We start from the raw sequence: 17,806 nt of genomic DNA, 5'->3' as shown, positions 1-17,806 counted from the left end.
TTCGTCGGTTTTGCATCCAGGAGCCCGCCCATGAAAGCAAAAATCTTGTCCCGCAGTGCGATTGCGCTGGCCGTTGTGGCTGCGTTGTCCGTCGGCTATTTCGCCGGCCATCGTCAGGAGGCCCCGGTGCCGCAGGTTACAGCGCCGGCTCCAGCGGCGCTGATGCCCGCTGAAGCGGCCGCCCGAACGGGGGTTCCCGATTTTTCCGGGCTGGTCGAAACCTATGGCCCGGCGGTCGTCAATATCAGTGCCCGGCATGTGACGAAGCAGACCGCGCTGCGCGGCAATAACGGTGCGTTGCAGTTGCCGATTGATCCAGACGACCCGTTCTATCAGTTTTATCGGCGCTTCTTTGGCAACCTCCCTGGCATGCCGGGAAGCGGCGAGGGCGGTGGCGGTGGCGGCGGGGCGGGACCATCGGATCGTTCAGGCACGAGTCTTGGCTCGGGCTTCATCGTCAGCAACGATGGCTATATTTTGACGAACGCCCACGTGGTCGACGGCGCGGACATCGTGACCGTGCGCCTCACCGACAAGCGCGAATTTCGCGCCAAAGTGATCGGCGCGGATCGTCAATCCGATGTCGCTGTGCTGAAAATCGATGCGAACAACCTGCCCGTGGTGAAAATCGGCGATCCACGTCAAAGCAAGGTCGGCCAGTGGGTGGTGGCGATTGGCTCGCCTTATGGTTTCGATAACACCGTGACCTCCGGCATCATCAGCGCGAAGTCCCGCGCGTTGCCGAACGAAAACTACACGCCTTTTATTCAAACCGATGTTCCGGTCAATCCCGGCAACTCCGGTGGGCCGCTTTTTAACCTGCAAGGCGAAGTGATCGGTATCAATTCGATGATCTATTCGCAGACGGGGGGGTTCCAGGGTTTGTCGTTCGCCATTCCGATCAACGAAGCGGTGAAGGTCAAGGACGATCTCATGAAAACCGGACATGTGAATCGTGGCCGCCTGGGGGTGGCGGTGCAGGACATGGACCAGACGCTCGCCAATTCGTTTGGTCTGAAAACACCGCATGGCGCGCTAGTGAGTTCGGTTGACCCTGATGGCCCAGCCGCTAAAAGTGACTTGCAGCCCGGCGACGTGATCCTGTCGCTGAATGGCACGCCCGTGACGGATTCCGTCGCTTTGCCCTCCCAGGTGGCCGGTCTGGCGCCGGGTAGCACGGCGGAGCTGCAAGTCTGGCGCGGCAAGGCGACGAAAAACATCAAAGTGACGATTGGCGCGCTTTCCGACACCAAAGTGGCGGCAGCCGATGCGCCTGCGCAATTGCAAGGCCGGTTGGGCGTGGCGGTCAGAGCGCTGACAGCTCAGGAACAGAGCGGTGGCGCCTCGCATGGCTTGCTGGTTTTGCAGGTGAGCGGGCCGGCGGCGAATGCGGGCATTCAGCCCGGGGACGTGATTCTGGCCGTGAATGGCCAGTCGGTTAGCCGCGTCGAGCAACTTCGGCAAGGGGTGGCCCAGGCCGGTAATAGTCTGGCGCTACTGATTCAGCGCGATAACACGCAGATTTTCATCCCGGTTGATCTCGGCTGAGGCAGGCGTAGGCGTATTGAGCGAGGCCGGCTGGGGCAGCCACGTGCTTACGCGCGGCGCGACTGGGGGAACCTGGCTAGCAACGGCTGGGTCCGTCATATAGGCGCGCTGCACGGCAAAACGGCGGGGGTTCAATATGTGTGCGGCATGTTGCATGGCCATGGCATTTGAAACCGGTGAAAAGGGAGCAAGAGCAATGAAAAGTTCAGATCAGCAGTACGGCAGCGTTTATCGAAGTGTCTACAGAAGAAGTGCCGCTTGTGCGGTTGTTGCCGCACTGGCGTTAGGGGCAGGCCTGATGAGTCCGGCTTATGCGAAGGATAGGGCGCCTGCGATCAGCGGCGGCACGACGACGGATAACACCAGCGCAGGTAATGAAAATGGCGGAGGCTTGCCCCAGGTGGAGCAGCAAGGGAATGTCTCATTCGTTTCGGGCGGTGTTGGCCAGGATGAATCGAAAGCCATGCGGCAGGCGCAAAATCATTGGCCGTTATCGTTGAGCTTTACCGGACCGGGTGCGAGTTTCCTGGCGGATGTTCAGGTTCGAATTGCCGATTCACATGGAACGGCCGTATTGAATGCCACCTCAAGAGGCCCGTATATGCTGGTTAAGCTGCGTCCGGGACGTTATGCCTTGCAGGTGGCCTATCAAGGCCACGAGCAAAGCCGGGTGATTACGATTCCTGCTAAAGGCAGCGCTAAAGCGGCATTTCGCTGGGAGATTGAATAAAGCGTTTTTAGCTTTGGGGTGTTAAATGCTTGTGGCGTATTTGTCTGATTAGACATTGGCGCGCATCGGGTGAATCTATCGCCGATAATAAAAACCACGGGTGAAGTTTTCCCCGTGGTTTTTTGTGGCTAAATGGCGTTTCGCCGCTGGCGGCTTTGATGAGGCTGATGACATGACTTTTTCTTGTGCGCCTGATCCTGCGAGGCCTTTGCCTGAGGCGGCCGCGCTGCAGCGGTTTGACATGATGCTGAAGCCGCACCGGGTGCGGGTAATTCAGCATGGCGTGACAGTGGCGGATTCTATAGCGGCGCTGACGCTGGCTGAAGCAGGCTTGCCGGAGGTGATTTATTTTTCGCGCACCGGCGTCAATCTGGCCCGGCTGGAACGTTCTTCTTATACGTCGCATTGCCCTTATAAAGGCGATGCGGCGTATTTTCATTTGCCTACTGAAGAAGGCCGCATTGAAAACGCCATCTGGTGTTATGACCGACCTTTGGCTGGCGTCAATGCAATCAAGGAATATCGGGCTTTTTATGCCGCGCGAGTCGACCGTATTGATCAGACATCTTAATTTTCCAGGTTTGCTGCATATTAATCAGTAGCGAAGTCGGGGAGGTTGCCATGGAACTGAATGACGCATTACGGATTCCGCTTGCGCTATCTGATGTGAGCGCCGCGTTACAGGACATCGCACTGTTGCGCGCGAGCCTTGACCACTGCGAGACCTTCGAGCGCCTGCCGAACGGCGGATATAGGTTGATGCTCGTTGTGCCGCTCGGACCGCTGCGCGCGTGCTACGAGATTCGCGCGCATGTGGCCAGCCAGCGGGCTAACGATGCCATGGCGGCACAGGCAGCGGTGCCCGCACAACGCACGCTGAATTTCAAGGCGCGTGCGGACGGCATTGGTTCGCTACGCGGCCAGATCAGCATCGAGCTTGGCGCCGATGATGGGGCTGGCCAGCCAGACACGGAGCCCGGTACACGGATCGATTATTCAGTGTGGGCGATGTCGGCGGGGGCGCTGGCCGAACTGCCTGCACGTCAGATCGAAAACGCGTTGCATGAACTCGCGGATGATTTTTTCACGGAATTTTGTGCCGTCATCCAGGCCAAGCACGGCGTGGGGCCTAATCATGCGCGCCGGGACAATGCGGTAGGCAGACAGCATGTTTTTTTGCGTCCGATACATCTTGGCGTTGCGGTAACACGACACGCCCGCGGCCGCGACGACATGCTGACGGGCCGCACCGCTGGGTCTTTGCGTAGCGCACACGGCATGGTGCGTGAGGAGCCGGTGCCGCATGCCATGCCTTACTGGGTGTGGGCAGCGATGATTTTTTTTGCAGCGTTGCTGCTGTATCTGGTGCGCTGGCTCAATGTGTCTTAACGCGGCTGGGCATCGGGTCTTGGCCGACCGCTGGAACGAGAGGGATTGGGATGCGCAGCCTGCGGCTTAGACGCAGCGTGTCGAACATGGCTTCGACCGTCGCTTCGGCATAGGCGCCATCGCCCATCGTGCCTGGCAAAAACAGCATGTCGCGCAGTGTGCCGCTGACGAAAGCATGCAACATAGCGGCGGCGCGAGGGGTGTCCAGATCGACGGGCAGTTGCCCTTTTGAAATCGCGTTGCGCAGACCCCCTTCAATATTGCTCAATGCTTCGAGCATATTGGTTTGGTAGCGCAGCATGACGGGCCCCATTTCTTCAACGAATTCACACTTCAAAAATAAAATGTTGAATACCCGGCGCCGTTGTGGGTTATTGAACGTGTCGCGCACGCAAAGCTTGCAGATTTCGATGAGCCGGCCGAGCGGATCGACCTCGTGGGGGTTCAGCGTGGCGGCCTTGAGTTCATCGAGCGGCAAGAGCACACGGTCGAACATTTCCGTAAAAAGATCGCCTTTGTTAGCAAAATGCCAATAGATTGCGCCGCGCGTGACGCCCGCTGCGTGAGCGATATCAGCCAGCGAAGTGCGCGATACACCTTTTTCAAAAAAAATTTGTTCGGCGGCATCCAGAATGCTGTTGCGTGTCTCCTGCGCTTCTTCCTTGGTTCTTCGGACCATATAAATGTGCCTGCTGAAAGGACGGATTATTCTGGCGCCTCGTGCATCTGCGGAATGTTAATGATTTCATCCCGTGTCTCATCGGATCAAACAGGCGACAAATAACCTGCTGGATGAAGACCGGGTCAAAGTTGTGTAGGGTGCCGGGGTTGGACGATTGTCTCATTTTTACATGCGTGTGTGAATGTATGTATGATGGCAACCCGTCGCGTAGATAGCATGCCAATAGCCCAAGCTGCGACGACCGGTTAAAATCCGAGACTGTTGTTTTGCCTGATACTTTTTCGCCCGGCTTGAGTTTTTCCACCGTTTTGCAACACATGTAAAACGTGAAAAAGTGCGACAGATGCGAGACGACAGGCTTTCGGTGTTTGTAAATCTTGGGTTTACCCGGTTTGGCGCGTTGTTTCGGCGTTGCTGCACGCGCTGTGGTTTCAACGGGCTTTCTATCACGCGTTGCGAGACCCATGTTGTGCGCCATCACGCCATCCACGCCATCACTTCCCAGGCAGGCCAGGCAGGTATGGACGCACTTTTTCATTTTCAGATCATTGACAGAGGTCGCTCCATGCGCATCGAACGGATCCCACTCCGCGTAATCAGTGCCGCGACGACTGCCATCTTGCTGGCAGCGTGCGGGCCCAAACAATCAGCGCCACCGGCAAAAATTTTCGAAGTCGGCGTGGTTGCTGTGCAGCAAACGGCAGTTCCGGTTGTCCTCGAGTTGCCGGGCCGCACCAGTGCTTACCTCGTTGCCGAAGTGCGGGCACGGGTGGACGGTATCGTGTTGCGGCGCGAGTTTGTCGAAGGCAGCGAGGTCAAGGCAGGACAGCGTCTTTACAAGATCGATCCAGCGCCTTATGTGGCCGCGCTCAATACGGCGAAAGCAACACTGGCGCGTGCCGAGGCCAATCTGGCAAGCACGACCGCCCAGGCGGAGCGCTACAAAGTCCTCGTGGCCGCCAATGCGGTGAGCAAGCAGGATTACGACAACGCCGTCGCCGCGCGCGGTCAGGCTGCGGCGGATGTCGCAGGCGGCAAGGCGGCTGTCGATACAGCGCGAATCAACCTCGGTTATACCGACGTCACATCCCCCATCACAGGCCGTATCGGCAGGTCTTCTGTCACGCCAGGCGCTTATGTGCAGGCTAGCCAGGCCACCTTGCTGTCAACGGTGCAGCAGCTCGATCCGGTCTATGTCGACTTGACGCAATCTAGTCTCGATGGTTTGCGCTTGCGCCGGGATGTGCAGGAGGGACGTCTCAAGACAGCCGGTCTGCATGCAGCCAAGGTCACGCTGATTCTCGAAGATGGCCGGCCTTATTCTGAGACAGGAAGGCTCGAGTTTTCCGATGTGACGGTGGACCAGACCACGGGTTCGGTCACGGTGCGCGGTCTTTTCAAGAACAAGGACCGGGTCTTGCTGCCAGGCATGTTCGTGCGGGCACGGATCGAAGAAGGCATGAACGAGCGTGCGTTCCTCGTGCCGCAGGTCGGCATCACGCATGACCAGAAAGGCCAGCCGGTGGCGCTGATCGTCGGTGCGGATAACAAGGTGGTATCGCGGCCGCTCGTCACGACGGGTACATCGGGTTCGAACTGGATTGTTGAAAGCGGTCTGAATCCCGGTGATCGCGTGATTGTTCAGGGTACCGACAAGGTCCGTCCCGGCATGCAGGTCAAGGCCGTTGCCGCCCAATTGCCACAACCTGCCACACCAGGCTCTGATGCCCAGGCCGCCGCAGCCGCGTCAGGTGTCAGCAGCGCGCCAGCCCACGCCGCCTCCGCTGCGTCCGGCGCGTAATCACAGGGAGCCTGCTTCATGGCAAAGTTTTTTATCGATCGCCCAATTTTTGCCTGGGTGATCGCCATCATCCTGATACTCGCAGGGGTGGCTTCGATTTTCACGTTACCGATTGCGCAATATCCCACTATTGCGCCGCCGTCCGTGCAGATCACCGCCACCTATCCAGGCGCTTCGGCCACGACAGTAGAAAATACTGTCACCCAGGTGATCGAGCAGCAAATGAGCGGCCTCGATCACTTGCTGTATCTGTCATCTACTTCGGACGATTCAGGCATCGCCACCATCACGCTGACCTTTGCCGCGGGAACCAACCCCGACATCGCCCAGGTTCAGGTGCAAAACAAGCTGCAACTCGCTACCCCACTGTTGCCTGAGGCCGTGCAGCGGCTGGGCACGAAGGTCACGAAGTCGAGCAGCAGCTTCTTGCTGGTGATGGCTTTCGTGTCCGAAGACGGCACCATGAACAAGTACGACCTGGCGAACTACGTCGCGTCGAACATTCAGGATCCGGTCAGCCGTCTGGATGGGGTGGGAACGGTTACGCTGTTTGGTTCGCAGTATGCGATGCGGATCTGGCTTGACGCCAGCAAGCTCACCAACTTCGGCTTGACGCCGATCGACGTGCAAAATGCGTTGCAGGCACAGAACGTCCAGGTGGCGGGCGGTTCGCTCGGCGGCACGCCTTCGGTACCAGGCCAGATGCTGCAGGCCACCATCAGCGAAGCGACACTGCTGACCACGCCGACTCAGTTTGAGAATGTGCTGCTGAAGGTCAATACCGATGGCTCGCAAGTGCGCATCAAGGACGTTGCACGCGTCGAGCTGGGTGGCGAAAACTACAACTTCGACACCAAGTACAACGGCCAGCCGACGGCAGGGTTCGGTATTCAGTTGGCAACTGGCGCGAATGCGCTGCAAACGGCCAATAACGTGCGGGCCAAGATCGACGAGTTGTCGAAGAACTTCCCGCACGGTTTCGCCGTGAAGTACCCGTATGACACGACCCCGTTCGTGCGCCTGTCGATCGAGGAAGTGGTCAAGACGCTGATTGAAGGCATCGTGCTGGTGTTCCTCGTGATGTACCTGTTCCTGCAAAACCTGCGTGCCACGCTGATCCCGACGATCGCCGTGCCGGTGGTGCTGATGGGCACGTTTGCGGTCATGGGCGTGGTGGGTTTCTCGATCAATACGTTATCGATGTTCGGGCTGGTGCTGGCGATTGGGTTGCTGGTCGACGATGCGATCGTGGTGGTCGAAAACGTCGAGCGGGTGATGAGCGAGGAAGGTCTCTCGCCACGCGATGCAACACGCAAGGCGATGGAGCAGATCACCGGGGCATTGGTGGGTGTGGCGCTCGTGCTTTCAGCCGTGTTTGTGCCGGTGGCGCTTTCGGGCGGTTCGGTGGGGGCGATTTATCGCCAGTTCTCGCTGACCATCGTTGCCGCGATGGTGCTGTCGGTGCTGGTGGCCATGATTCTTACCCCGGCGCTGTGCGCGACCATTCTCAAGCCAATTCCACCGGGTCATCACGAAGAGAAAAAAGGCTTCTTCGGCTGGTTTAACCGCAACTTCGAGCGCAGCCGCGACAAGTATCACGTGGGCGTGCATCACGTGATCAAACGTTCGGGCCGCTGGCTGATCATTTATCTCGTGGTGATCGTCGCCGTGGGGCTGCTGTTCGTGCGCCTGCCGAAGTCGTTCCTGCCCGATGAAGACCAGGGCCTGATGTTCGTGCTGGTGCAGACGCCTCCCGGCTCGACCCAGGAGCGCACCGAGCGGGTGCTGGACGATGTGTCCAACTATATGCTGAAGTCCGAAGGCAATATCGTTGACTCTACTTTTACCGTGAATGGCTTCAGCTTCGCGGGTCGTGGCCAGAACGCGGGCCTCGTGTTCGTGCGGATGAAGGATTATGCCCAGCGGCAAAAGGCCGACGAGAAGGTGCAAGCGCTAGTAGGCCGGGTGTTCAAGCATTTCGGCAGCTACAAGGATGCGATGGTGTATCCGGTCAATCCGCCTTCCATTCCTGAGCTGGGCACCGCATCGGGCTTTGACTTCGAGTTGGAGGACCGCGCCGGCTTGGGGCACGTGGCGCTGATGGCCGCGCGTAACCAGTTGCTGGGTATGGCGGCGAAAGATCCGATGCTCGCCCAGGTGCGGCCAAACGGCCTGAGCGATACGCCGCAGTTCAAGGTGTCGATCGACCACGAAAAAGCCTCGGCGCTGGGTGTGTCGCTGGCCGCGATCGACCAGACGTTCTCGATTGCATGGGCCTCGCAATATGTGAACAACTTCCTCGATACCGATCACCGGATCAAGAAGGTCTATCTCCAGGGCGATGCACCATTCCGCATGAATCCAGAGAATCTGGACGACTGGTATGTGCGCAACGCGACGGGGAGCATGGTGCCATTCACTTCGTTTGCGAAGGGCGCATGGACCTACGGTTCACCCAAGCTTGAGCGCTACAACGGTATTTCAGCGGTCGAAATCCAGGGTGCCGCAGCGCCGGGCAAGTCGACCGGGCAGGCGATGGCGGCGATGGAAGCGCTGGCGGCGAAACTGCCCGCCGGGATTGGCTATGAATGGACCGGGTTGTCGTTGCAGGAGCGCCAGTCGGGTTCGCAGGCGCCGTTTTTGTACGGCATCTCGATTCTCGTCGTGTTCCTGTGTCTGGCTGCGCTGTATGAAAGCTGGTCGATTCCGTTCTCGGTGATCATGGTGGTGCCGCTTGGGATCTTGGGCGCGCTGCTTGCAGCCACGCTGCGCGGTTTGGAAAACGATGTGTTCTTCCAGGTGGGGTTGTTGACCACCGTGGGGCTTTCGGCGAAAAACGCGATTCTGATCGTGGAGTTCGCCCGGGATCTGCAAGAAGGTCAGGGCATGGGGCCTGTCGAGGCTGCGCTTGAGTCAGCGCGGCAGCGGCTGCGTCCTATTCTGATGACTTCGCTGGCGTTCATTCTTGGCGTGTTGCCACTTGCGATCAGTAACGGCGCCGGTTCGGCCAGCCAGCATTCGATTGGCACCGGCGTGGTCGGCGGGATGCTGACCGCGACGTTCCTCGCCATTTTCATGATTCCGATGTTCTTCGTCGTGGTCCGCGCGCGGTTTAGCGGTGAGCGGGAAGATCCGGACGTGGCGCTCGCCCACTATGAGCAGCACCATCCCGAGGACGGTAATGGCTCGGGCAAGGAAGGACATTGAGATGCAAAAACACTCTTTGATAGCAGTGGCCGTCGCGTTCATGGCGGCAGGCTGCACGATGGCGCCGAAGTACGAGCGTCCGGAGGCGCCGGTGTCGGACGCTTTTCCGCAAGGCGGCGTGTATGCCACGCAGCCGGTTGCTTCGGCTGAGCGCACGGCGAATGGCCAGGCGGCGACGGATATCGGCTGGCGTGACTTTTTTGTCGACCCACGCCTGCAACGGTTGATCGAGATCGCGCAGAAAAACAACCGCGATTTGCGGGTCTCGGTGCTGAATATGCAGGCTGCGCGGGCGCAATATCAGATCACCCGCGCCGGGCTGATGCCGTCGCTGAATGCAGCGGGTTCGGAAAACAAAACGCGGACGCCGAGCAATCTGTCGTTGCCCGGGCAGGAGGTCTCCAATCAGTATTCGGTGGGGGTCAACGCGTCATGGGAGATCGACTTTTTTGGCCGCATTCAGAGCCTGAAAGACCAGGCGCTGGCGCAATATCTGGCCACGGCGCAGGCACGCAAGGCGGCGGAGATCGCGCTGGTGTCGTCGGTGGCGGACCAGTATCTGACAGTGCTGGCCTACGACGATTTGCTGAAGGTCACGCAAGACACTCAGAAGGCGGCGCAAGATTCGTACAACATTACGAAATTGCAGTTTGATACCGGCAGCGGCTCCGAGCTGGATTTGCGTCAGGCGGAGACGGTTGTTGCGCAGGCCAGCGCCAATCTGCAATCGCAAGCGCGCTTGCGAGCCCAGGCGGAAAACGCACTGGTGTTGCTGGTTGGCGAGCCGCTGCCCGCGGATTTGCCCGCAGGTTTGCCGCTCAGCAGCCAGAATCTGTTAACCGATATTCCGGCTGGCTTGCCTTCCGATCTGTTGACGCGTCGCCCTGACATCATGGAAGCCGAGCAGCAACTGCGCGCGGCCAACGCGAATATCGGTGCGGCGCGAGCAGCGTTCTTCCCGAAGATCTCGCTGACCGGCAATTTCGGCACGCTGAGCCCGTCGTTGGGCGGGTTGTTCAAGGCGGGGTCGGCAGCGTGGGGGTTCGCGCCGCAGATCACGCTGCCGATCTTTAACGGTGGGGTGAACATCGCTAATCTCGATCTGGCTAACGTGCAGAAGAACATCCAGATTGCGCAGTACGAGAAAGCGATTCAAACGGCGTTTCGTGAAGTGGCGGACGGTCTGGCGGCGCGCGGCACGTATGACCAGCAGATTACTTCGCTGGACCGCAACCGCTTCGCGCAACAGCGCCGCCTGGATCTGTCGAACCTGCGTTACACGAACGGCGTGGACAGTTATCTGTCGGTGCTGACCGCGCAGACCGATCTGTATTCCGCGCAGCAAACGCTGATCACCGCGCGGCTGCAACGCCTGACGAACCTGGTTGATCTGTACCAGTACCTCGGTGGTGGCTGGATTGAGCGGGCCGGAGATGAACCGCGCCCGGCGGATGCACCGGTCGATTACAGCACGACGAGTGTTCCGGTGGCTGCGTCTGCGGTGGTGACGGCCAGTCAAGGCAGCGGGGCTACGGCAGGTGGACTGGCTCCTTAAACGGGATGCGGGACGGTCAAATTTGTTTAGCTGACTGAAACGGGCTGGGTTCTGTATGGCACAGGATCCAGCCCGTTTCGTTTGAGGCGGCTGCGTTTGTGACTATCGTAGTGAAGCTAATGGTTGATAGATAACCTGCTGCCCAGAACCTTGCAGTACATCTTTGGATTCAGTTTTTCAAATGGACGGGACCCTGCAAAAGAAAAATATTTGTAATAAATTTTTTTATTGCAGGCAATCTCGTGCCAGCCATATCTTCTAATGAGAAATTGTTGGCTTAATGGGTTGGTAGCTTCTGTAAACATCATCTCGAATTTGTGCTGTTGTGCGATACGTATTTGGGCATCGAACAGTTTTTGTGATTCGGATGAATTTCCCGGTTCCATGGCAGCCGTAAATATATGCAATATTTTGTCGGCTCCAAGTGCCGGCTGCTCAATAGAATGGCTAATCTGATCCAGCAATTCAACTATCGGAGCCATGCTATCCGGTATTTTGTCGGGCATAGCCAATGGGATCGAGTAGTCGTGGGCGATAACAATACCGACAAATTCATTTTTGGGTGATATCGCAATCGTCGACAGTTTGGCCTCTATTGCCTGGTCCACAATGGGCGAAACAAATTTTTTAAAATCATTTTTCGGTACGTTCAGGCAGGCCGTTAATGGTTCTGCTTCGCAAAACTGGCGTGTCAGACAGTCAATGGCCGGGTCTCGCCAGTCATTATTCAGGGTCGTAATCATGGGTATTTCTCCGCTTTGGTAAACGGTTACGCGTCTAAAGTCGCATCGTGTATGTGTTGTAGTGGCGTTGCCCTGGCCGCGGACAATGCGTCTGTTGTTACCGCATCGAGTGAATGCCAGATGTGGTCTACCCAGTCCAGATGTTCCGGTTTCATCAGGGCGGAGCGCAGACAAACTACGTAATCCTGATCCCAATTGATGATCTCGCCTTCTGTTGCTGCAAATAGCTTTCTGGGCATACTCGCAAGCGCCAGATGAAGATTTTGTTCATTAGACCGTTTAAATATTTCTCTAGCCAGTCGTGACGATTCGCTTGCGCTACCGGATTTAACCGCCCAAAAAACAATGTCTAACTGCGGACGAAAAGCAACGATAAAACGGCGGTCACTTTTCAGTTTGTCAAATAAAGCAAGCGCTGCTTCCCGCGACTTGCTGAGAGAAGAGGCAAAGGTTCCACCCCGAATTAAAGGCAGTAGCTTTTGGGTTGCCCATAAGGCAACGGCTGAGGCGCCGGCTCTGGAACATTCCAGGCTGATCTCGCCCAAATGGAGTTCATCGGAACTAAAGTACGTATAGGGCGAATCATGCTTGTAAAACCTGCCCACGGAGGGGTCCTTGAAGAGGATGCAGCCACAACCGTAAGGCTGGAGTCCGTGTTTATGCGGATCAATCACAAGGGAATCGACTTTGTTCAGGCAATCAAACGCAGCCCTGGTTTCAGGATCAAGATTGTCCGTGAGGGAGAAATACCCGCCATATGCCGCATCGGCATGAATACGGAAACCATATTGCGCTTGCAGTTCAAGGATTTGCGGTAAAGGATCAACGGAACCCGTTGCTGTCGTTCCCATGCTCACAACCACGGTACCAATCTCTTCTTCCTGCAAGAGCCGTTGCAATACATTGATATCCATCCGGGCACGGCTATCACATTCTATTGATAGAAACGGAATGCGAAGCACTCCACTTATCCTGGCGTGAGCGTAATGCGCTTGCGCGGAAGCAACGATTTTTTTCGTCGGATGCAAATTCCTGGCGATCCACAAACCCTCGAGGTTGGCCATGGTTCCACCGCTGCACAGATGCCCCAAATGAGTTGTCCAGCCGAATATTCCGGCAAGCTCCGCCACGGCTTCCTTCTCCATTGCTGAACTTGCTTTGCCACCGTCCAGATCATGATTGTTGGGGTTGAGCCAGAGCGAGAGCATGTAAGCAAGACGGGCGATTTCCGTTGGAGGCTTAAGCATCTGGCCGGCATACATCGGATGATGGTACGGATAGTTGTTTTCCATCCGTTTGGCGACTTCCAGCATCACGGGGCGAATGGCCGTTAAATCAACCGATTGATCGAGCTTTGGCAGGTAGTTAAAGCTGGCGTTTAGTTGAGTTAGTGCTTCTTGAAATACTTGAAGGCTTTTGGTTTCAAATGTCATTTTTCTCTCTGGTGAGTTGAATGAAAACGGATGAAGTCAGGTAATGCAGCGACGATCAGGCAAGCGTCGTCGCAATCATTGAACTGCCGATATCCGATCGGCCGTGAACAATTCGTTTGCCGGCATTAGCCGTTTATGCGAGGGAGGGGGTGGCAAATGAGCGGTTTGCCAGGGTGATTAGAACGAGGACGTGAAGAAGCCACAGCCTTACGGAAATTATCCGCAGGCTTGTGGCCGGTAGCGCGTGGATTACATTGCCCACGCGTCCTTCATCTTTCAGTCAGCTTCTATCGGGTTTGCCATTGGCCTTTATTGGCCCGTGGCTGGCTCGATGGTGATTTCTGGCACACTCAAGATCGCTGCTTAGGCTCCCGCGTCGGCCAGCGTGTGGCCGCCGTACGGATTGCCTGGCAGAGCGCGCCTCACCACACGCTCTGCCCTGTGTGCCGCCATTGACACCTTGACGCCCAATTTGTATGGCGTAAGGCGTTTTGCCCTTGGCCGGATATCAATTTCCGGCGCGTAGAGCCTGTTCTTTCTGCTGCGGGAAAATTTGTTTCGTGTGTTCCGTCAAATCCTGCAACGCGCCGCCTCTCCGGCACTTGGGCGATGATTCAGGGTGGTTAGTTAGGGCGAACTTTGGCCGTATGAAGCTGTTCGTCGGGCGCTGCCGTAATGAGTTCGATTTCCGCTTTTTCACCGTGTTGGCTGCCGCGCCGGCCGCCACGACTGCCTACATCCCGTCCGGCATCACCGATGGCTTTCTTGGCCGCGCGCTCGTCCTTGGTGCCGTTAAAAATCAGGTTTAGCAAGACAGCGGAAGCCGAGGCCAGCAAGATTCCGCTGTGCAGCAGGGGTGACAGCGCATTCGGCAAACGCGAGAAGAAATGCGGCGAAACCACGGGTACTAGCCCCAGGCCGACGCTGACTGCAACGATGAACAGGTTATGGTGATTGCCGACGAAATCGACTTTCGACAGTACCTTGATACCGTTTGCCGCCACCATGCCGAACATCACAATGCCTGCGCCACCCAGCACGAACGGGGGCACCGATGCGACCACTTGAGCCATCTTGGGAAAAAGTCCGAGCAACACGAGAATCACACCGCCAGTCGCGCAGACGAAACGGCTTTTGACACCCGTCACCCCAATCAGGCCGACATTCTGTGAAAACGAGGTGTGGGGGAACGAATTGAAGATGCCGCCGATTAGCGTGCCTAGCCCATCGACACGCAAGCCACGTACCAGCGCTTTTTGATCGACCGGACGATCGACCATGTCGCCCACGGCGAGGAACATGCCGGTCGATTCAATGAAGGTGACAAACATGACGGTGAGCATCGTGGCAATGGCGAGTGGATCGAAATGCGGCCAGCCGAAATGAAAGGGCATCACGATGCCGAGCCATGGCGCGCTGGTTACACCGTCAAAGCTGACGTGGCCCAGCAGGGCGGCCAGCACGAAGCCCGCGACGATACCGAGCAGCACCGAAATATTGGCCACGAAGCCTCTGCCAAACTTGTTGATCAGCAGGATCAGCATCAGGACGATAAACGACAAGCCCAGATAGAGCGGGTTGCCGTAATCGGGATTGCCCGAGCCGCCTGCCGCCCAGTTGATGCCGACTTCCATCAGCGATAGCCCGATCACGGCAATCACCGTACCCACGACGACGGGCGGGAAAAAGCGCAGCAGCTTGCCAATGGCCGGGGCGAGGAAAATACCGATCAGCCCGGCGGCCATGGTCGCGCCGAAGACATCCAGAATGCCGAGCTGCGGATTCACGCCAATAGCCACCATTGGCCCTACCGCAGCGAATGTACAGCCCATGATGACTGGCAGGCGAATGCCGAAGATCCACAGGCCAAGCGTCTGGATCAGGGTGGCGATACCGCAGCAAAAGAGATCGGCACTAATAAGAAAAGCGATTTGGTCTTTCGGCAAACTGAGCGCACTGCCAATGATCAGTGGCACGGCGACAGCGCCGGCATACATGACCAGTACGTGCTGAATACCGAGTGTCAGCAACTGCCCGGTGGGCAGCCGCTCATCACACGGATGAACGGTGTTGGAGTGCATCTTGTCTCTCCACATCTAATGTCGGGGGAATCATTCAAGGTATGCGGAACGAAAATCTGCAACAAGCCCACAGGACACTATTTCGTCCTTTCCAGGGCTGATATGTGAGAAGTGGCTTTGCCTGATTCATCGGGCATCGGGTTTCCGAATGCGCTGGCGTGGGCCTTGCAAACCCTTGTGGCAGATGGGCGATTGACAAATGACGTGGGCTTTGGGGTCATTCGGCTAACGCAGCCAACTTATCGTTTGTCTGATGGGATGTATTTGCTTTTACATATAGTGGGGTTTTAGTCCGTGCTCCCGAGCGGATGGGTTAACCCTCTGTCTGGCAAATGGCATACCCATTGCCCACCTCATTGCCCACCTGTTACGAGGGTGAATTCGCGCGTCGGTGAAGCTGCATGATGAACGTTGCGTGATTAATATCCCTGCCGGGTTGATCCGCAATTGCAGCGTTGTCATGCCTACAATGTCGCCTGCCGTCAAAGAGATGACGATCCGGGTCATCAGGCCGAAGGGCTTTTCGGCGACGATGTGGGTTTATTGTGCTGGCCAGTGCAGGTAGTGCGATCGCGCGATGAGGCAGCGCTGGGCGCTTAACGATAACGGATCACCGGATCACCGGATCACGACTTACAGGGAAGATTCACGATGAAAACCAGAGCAGCCATTGCATGGAAAGCGGGCGCGCCCCTGACGATCGAAGAAGTCGATCTGGAAGGCCCGCGAGCGGGAGAAGTGCTGATCGAAGTGAAGGCCACGGGGATCTGCCATACGGATTACTACACGCTGTCGGGAGCGGATCCGGAAGGACTGTTCCCGGCGATACTCGGCCATGAAGGGGCGGGCATCGTGGTGGATACGGGGCCAGGCGTTGGCACGTTGAGCAAGGGCGATCACGTGATCCCGCTCTATACGCCGGAATGCCGCCAGTGCAAGTTTTGCCTGTCGCGCAAGACGAACCTGTGCCAGGCGATTCGTTCGACGCAAGGCCGTGGGCTGATGCCGGATGCGAGCACGCGTTTTTCGTTTGAGGGCAAGCCGTTGTTCCATTACATGGGCACGTCGACGTTTTCGAATTACATCGTGGTGCCCGAGATCGCCGTGGCGAAGGTGCGTGAGGACGCGCCGTTCGACAAGATCTGCTACATCGGCTGCGGGGTGACCACGGGTGTTGGCGCGGTGGTGTATTCGGCCCGGGTCGAGGCGGGTGCGAACGTCGTGGTGTTTGGTCTGGGGGGCATAGGCCTGAATGTGATCCAGGGCGCGAAGATGGTCGGCGCGGACAAGATCATCGGGGTCGATCTGAACCCGGGGCGTATCGAACTCGCGCGGCAATTTGGCATGACGCACTTTATCAATCCGCGTGAAGTGGACAACGTGGTGGATCACATCGTGCAACTCACGGATGGTGGCGCGGATTATTCATTCGAATGCATTGGCAACACGAAGGTGATGCGTCAGGCGCTGGAGTGCACGCACAAGGGCTGGGGGCAGTCGTTCATCATCGGGGTGGCGGCCGCGGGAGAGGAAATCAGCACGCGGCCGTTTCAGCTGGTGACGGGCCGCGAGTGGAAAGGCTCGGCTTTTGGCGGCGCGCGCGGGCGCACGGATGTGCCGAAGATTGTCGACTGGTATATGGAAGGCAAGCTCAATATCGACGATCTGATCACACACCGTCTGCCGCTTGAGCGGATCAACGAGGGTTTCGAGCTGATGAAAAAGGGCGAGTCGATTCGCTCGGTCGTTCTTTACTGAGGGGGGCGATGCTCGAACTTATCGCGGAGCATGTATGCCATGGTGGCGTGCAGCGCTTTTATCAGCATCTGTCCACGGTGACGGGCCTGCCGATGCGTTTTGCGGCGTATCTGCCGCCGCAGGCATTGCAGGCGAATGGCGCACGGGTGCCGGCGCTGTTCTATCTGGCGGGGCTGACTTGTACTGAAGAAACCTTTGCGATCAAGGCGAATGCCCAACGTTTTGCGGCGCGCTATGGCATCGCGCTGATCGCGCCCGATACCAGCCCGCGTGGCGCTAATCTGCCGAACGAAAGCGAAGCGTGGGATTTCGGTGTCGGCGCGGGGTTTTATGTCGATGCGACTGAAGCGCCGTGGTCAAAGCACTATCGGATGTATTCCTACGTGCTTGATGAGCTGCGTGCAACGGTCCTGTCAAACCTGCCTGTTGACGGTATGCGGCTCGGTATCTTTGGCCATTCGATGGGCGGTCATGGCGCGCTGGTGCTGGCGCTGCGCAATCCGGAGGTGTTTCGCTCGGTTTCAGCGTTCGCGCCGATCGCTGCGCCGATGCGCTGTCCGTGGGGCGAAAAGGCTTTCGGTGGGTATCTCGGTGCCGCGCGTGACGCCTGGCGTCAGTACGATGCCAGCGAACTGGTTGCACAGAGGCCCGTGCGGTTCGCGGCGGGTATTTTGCTAGACCAGGGGTTGGCGGATGCGTTTCTCGCCACGCAGCTCAATCCCGATGTGTTCGAAGCGGCTTGCCGTATCGCGGGGCAGCCGCTGACTCTTCGCCGTCATCCCGGCTATGACCACGGCTATTACTTCATTTCGACGTTTATCGAAGATCACATCGCGCATCACGCACGGGCGCTAGGCTGTACGTGATGCGGCTCAAGGA

The 17,806-nt window shown here is 57.6% G+C and carries 14 protein-coding genes; 9 read left to right on the top strand and 5 right to left on the bottom strand.

Going from position 1 to position 17,806, the window contains the following annotated elements; genetic code table 11:
- Positions 1 to 30: 30 nt before the first annotated feature.
- The 4 genes from GH657_RS12070 to GH657_RS12055 all read left to right on the top strand — a co-directional run bounded on the left by GH657_RS12070 (position 31) and on the right by GH657_RS12055 (position 3,667).
- Positions 31 to 1,548, top strand: coding sequence for a DegQ family serine endoprotease (locus GH657_RS12070; RefSeq protein ID WP_153101043.1), 1,518 nt, complete (start codon positions 31 to 33; stop codon positions 1,546 to 1,548).
- Between the two features lie 196 nt (positions 1,549 to 1,744).
- A complete protein-coding gene (locus tag GH657_RS12065; protein WP_153101745.1) occupies positions 1,745 to 2,278 on the top strand; it encodes a carboxypeptidase regulatory-like domain-containing protein in 534 nt (177 codons plus the stop codon).
- Between the two features lie 241 nt (positions 2,279 to 2,519).
- Positions 2,520 to 2,849: a DUF427 domain-containing protein gene (locus tag GH657_RS12060; RefSeq protein WP_246174154.1), complete on the top strand. Its 330-nt coding sequence runs from the start codon at positions 2,520 to 2,522 to the stop codon at positions 2,847 to 2,849.
- Positions 2,850 to 2,899: 50 nt separating this feature from the next.
- A complete protein-coding gene (locus tag GH657_RS12055) occupies positions 2,900 to 3,667 on the top strand; it encodes an SRPBCC family protein (protein WP_153101039.1) in 768 nt (255 codons plus the stop codon).
- Here the strand turns inward: GH657_RS12055 and GH657_RS12050 are convergent.
- Both GH657_RS12050 and GH657_RS12045 read right to left on the bottom strand, forming a co-directional pair.
- Positions 3,654 to 4,346: a TetR family transcriptional regulator gene (locus tag GH657_RS12050; protein WP_153101037.1), complete on the bottom strand. Its 693-nt coding sequence runs from the start codon at positions 4,344 to 4,346 to the stop codon at positions 3,654 to 3,656. The two genes, GH657_RS12055 and GH657_RS12050, sit on opposite strands and share 14 nt — an antisense overlap.
- Positions 4,270 to 4,887: a hypothetical protein gene (locus GH657_RS12045; RefSeq protein WP_153101035.1), complete on the bottom strand. Its 618-nt coding sequence runs from the start codon at positions 4,885 to 4,887 to the stop codon at positions 4,270 to 4,272. The genes GH657_RS12050 and GH657_RS12045 overlap by 77 nt, the downstream gene beginning before the upstream one ends.
- A 27-nt stretch (positions 4,888 to 4,914) precedes the next feature.
- Between GH657_RS12045 and GH657_RS12040 the strand changes: the two genes are divergently transcribed.
- From GH657_RS12040 to GH657_RS12030, 3 genes are read left to right on the top strand one after another with little or no spacing between them, the layout of a single operon-like run.
- Complete coding sequence (locus tag GH657_RS12040) at positions 4,915 to 6,150, top strand: efflux RND transporter periplasmic adaptor subunit (RefSeq protein WP_153101033.1); 1,236 nt, start codon at positions 4,915 to 4,917, stop codon at positions 6,148 to 6,150.
- 18 nt (positions 6,151 to 6,168) lie between these two features.
- Positions 6,169 to 9,357, top strand: a complete 3,189-nt coding sequence (locus tag GH657_RS12035) for an efflux RND transporter permease subunit (RefSeq protein WP_153101031.1) — start codon at positions 6,169 to 6,171, stop codon at positions 9,355 to 9,357.
- A gap of 1 nt (position 9,358) precedes the next feature.
- Positions 9,359 to 10,912: an efflux transporter outer membrane subunit gene (locus GH657_RS12030; RefSeq protein WP_153101029.1), complete on the top strand. Its 1,554-nt coding sequence runs from the start codon at positions 9,359 to 9,361 to the stop codon at positions 10,910 to 10,912.
- A gap of 116 nt (positions 10,913 to 11,028) precedes the next feature.
- Here the strand turns inward: GH657_RS12030 and GH657_RS12025 are convergent, their stop codons facing one another.
- The 3 genes from GH657_RS12025 to GH657_RS12015 all read right to left on the bottom strand — a co-directional run bounded on the left by GH657_RS12025 (position 11,029) and on the right by GH657_RS12015 (position 15,169).
- A complete protein-coding gene (locus GH657_RS12025; RefSeq protein WP_153101027.1) occupies positions 11,029 to 11,655 on the bottom strand; it encodes a hypothetical protein in 627 nt (208 codons plus the stop codon).
- Between the two features lie 26 nt (positions 11,656 to 11,681).
- Positions 11,682 to 13,088, bottom strand: coding sequence for a pyridoxal phosphate-dependent decarboxylase family protein (locus GH657_RS12020; RefSeq protein ID WP_153101025.1), 1,407 nt, complete (start codon positions 13,086 to 13,088; stop codon positions 11,682 to 11,684).
- A gap of 623 nt (positions 13,089 to 13,711) precedes the next feature.
- Entirely contained in the window at positions 13,712 to 15,169 is a 1,458-nt protein-coding gene (locus tag GH657_RS12015) for a nucleobase:cation symporter-2 family protein (protein WP_153101023.1), read from the bottom strand.
- A 651-nt stretch (positions 15,170 to 15,820) separates the two neighbouring features.
- Between GH657_RS12015 and GH657_RS12010 the strand changes: the two genes are divergently transcribed.
- Complete coding sequence (locus GH657_RS12010) at positions 15,821 to 16,927, top strand: S-(hydroxymethyl)glutathione dehydrogenase/class III alcohol dehydrogenase (RefSeq protein WP_153101021.1); 1,107 nt, start codon at positions 15,821 to 15,823, stop codon at positions 16,925 to 16,927.
- 8 nt (positions 16,928 to 16,935) lie between these two features.
- On the top strand, positions 16,936 to 17,793 hold the full coding sequence (fghA, locus tag GH657_RS12005; RefSeq protein WP_153101019.1) for an S-formylglutathione hydrolase: 858 nt from the start codon (positions 16,936 to 16,938) through the stop codon (positions 17,791 to 17,793).
- The last annotated feature ends 13 nt before the right edge of the window (positions 17,794 to 17,806 follow it).

Origin of the sequence: Paraburkholderia hayleyella, from assembly GCF_009455685.1 — a bacterium.
GTDB lineage: Bacteria > Pseudomonadota > Gammaproteobacteria > Burkholderiales > Burkholderiaceae > Paraburkholderia > Paraburkholderia hayleyella.
Note: the sequence above shows the minus strand (reverse complement) of the source record. Positions and strands in the feature narration are given on the sequence as shown.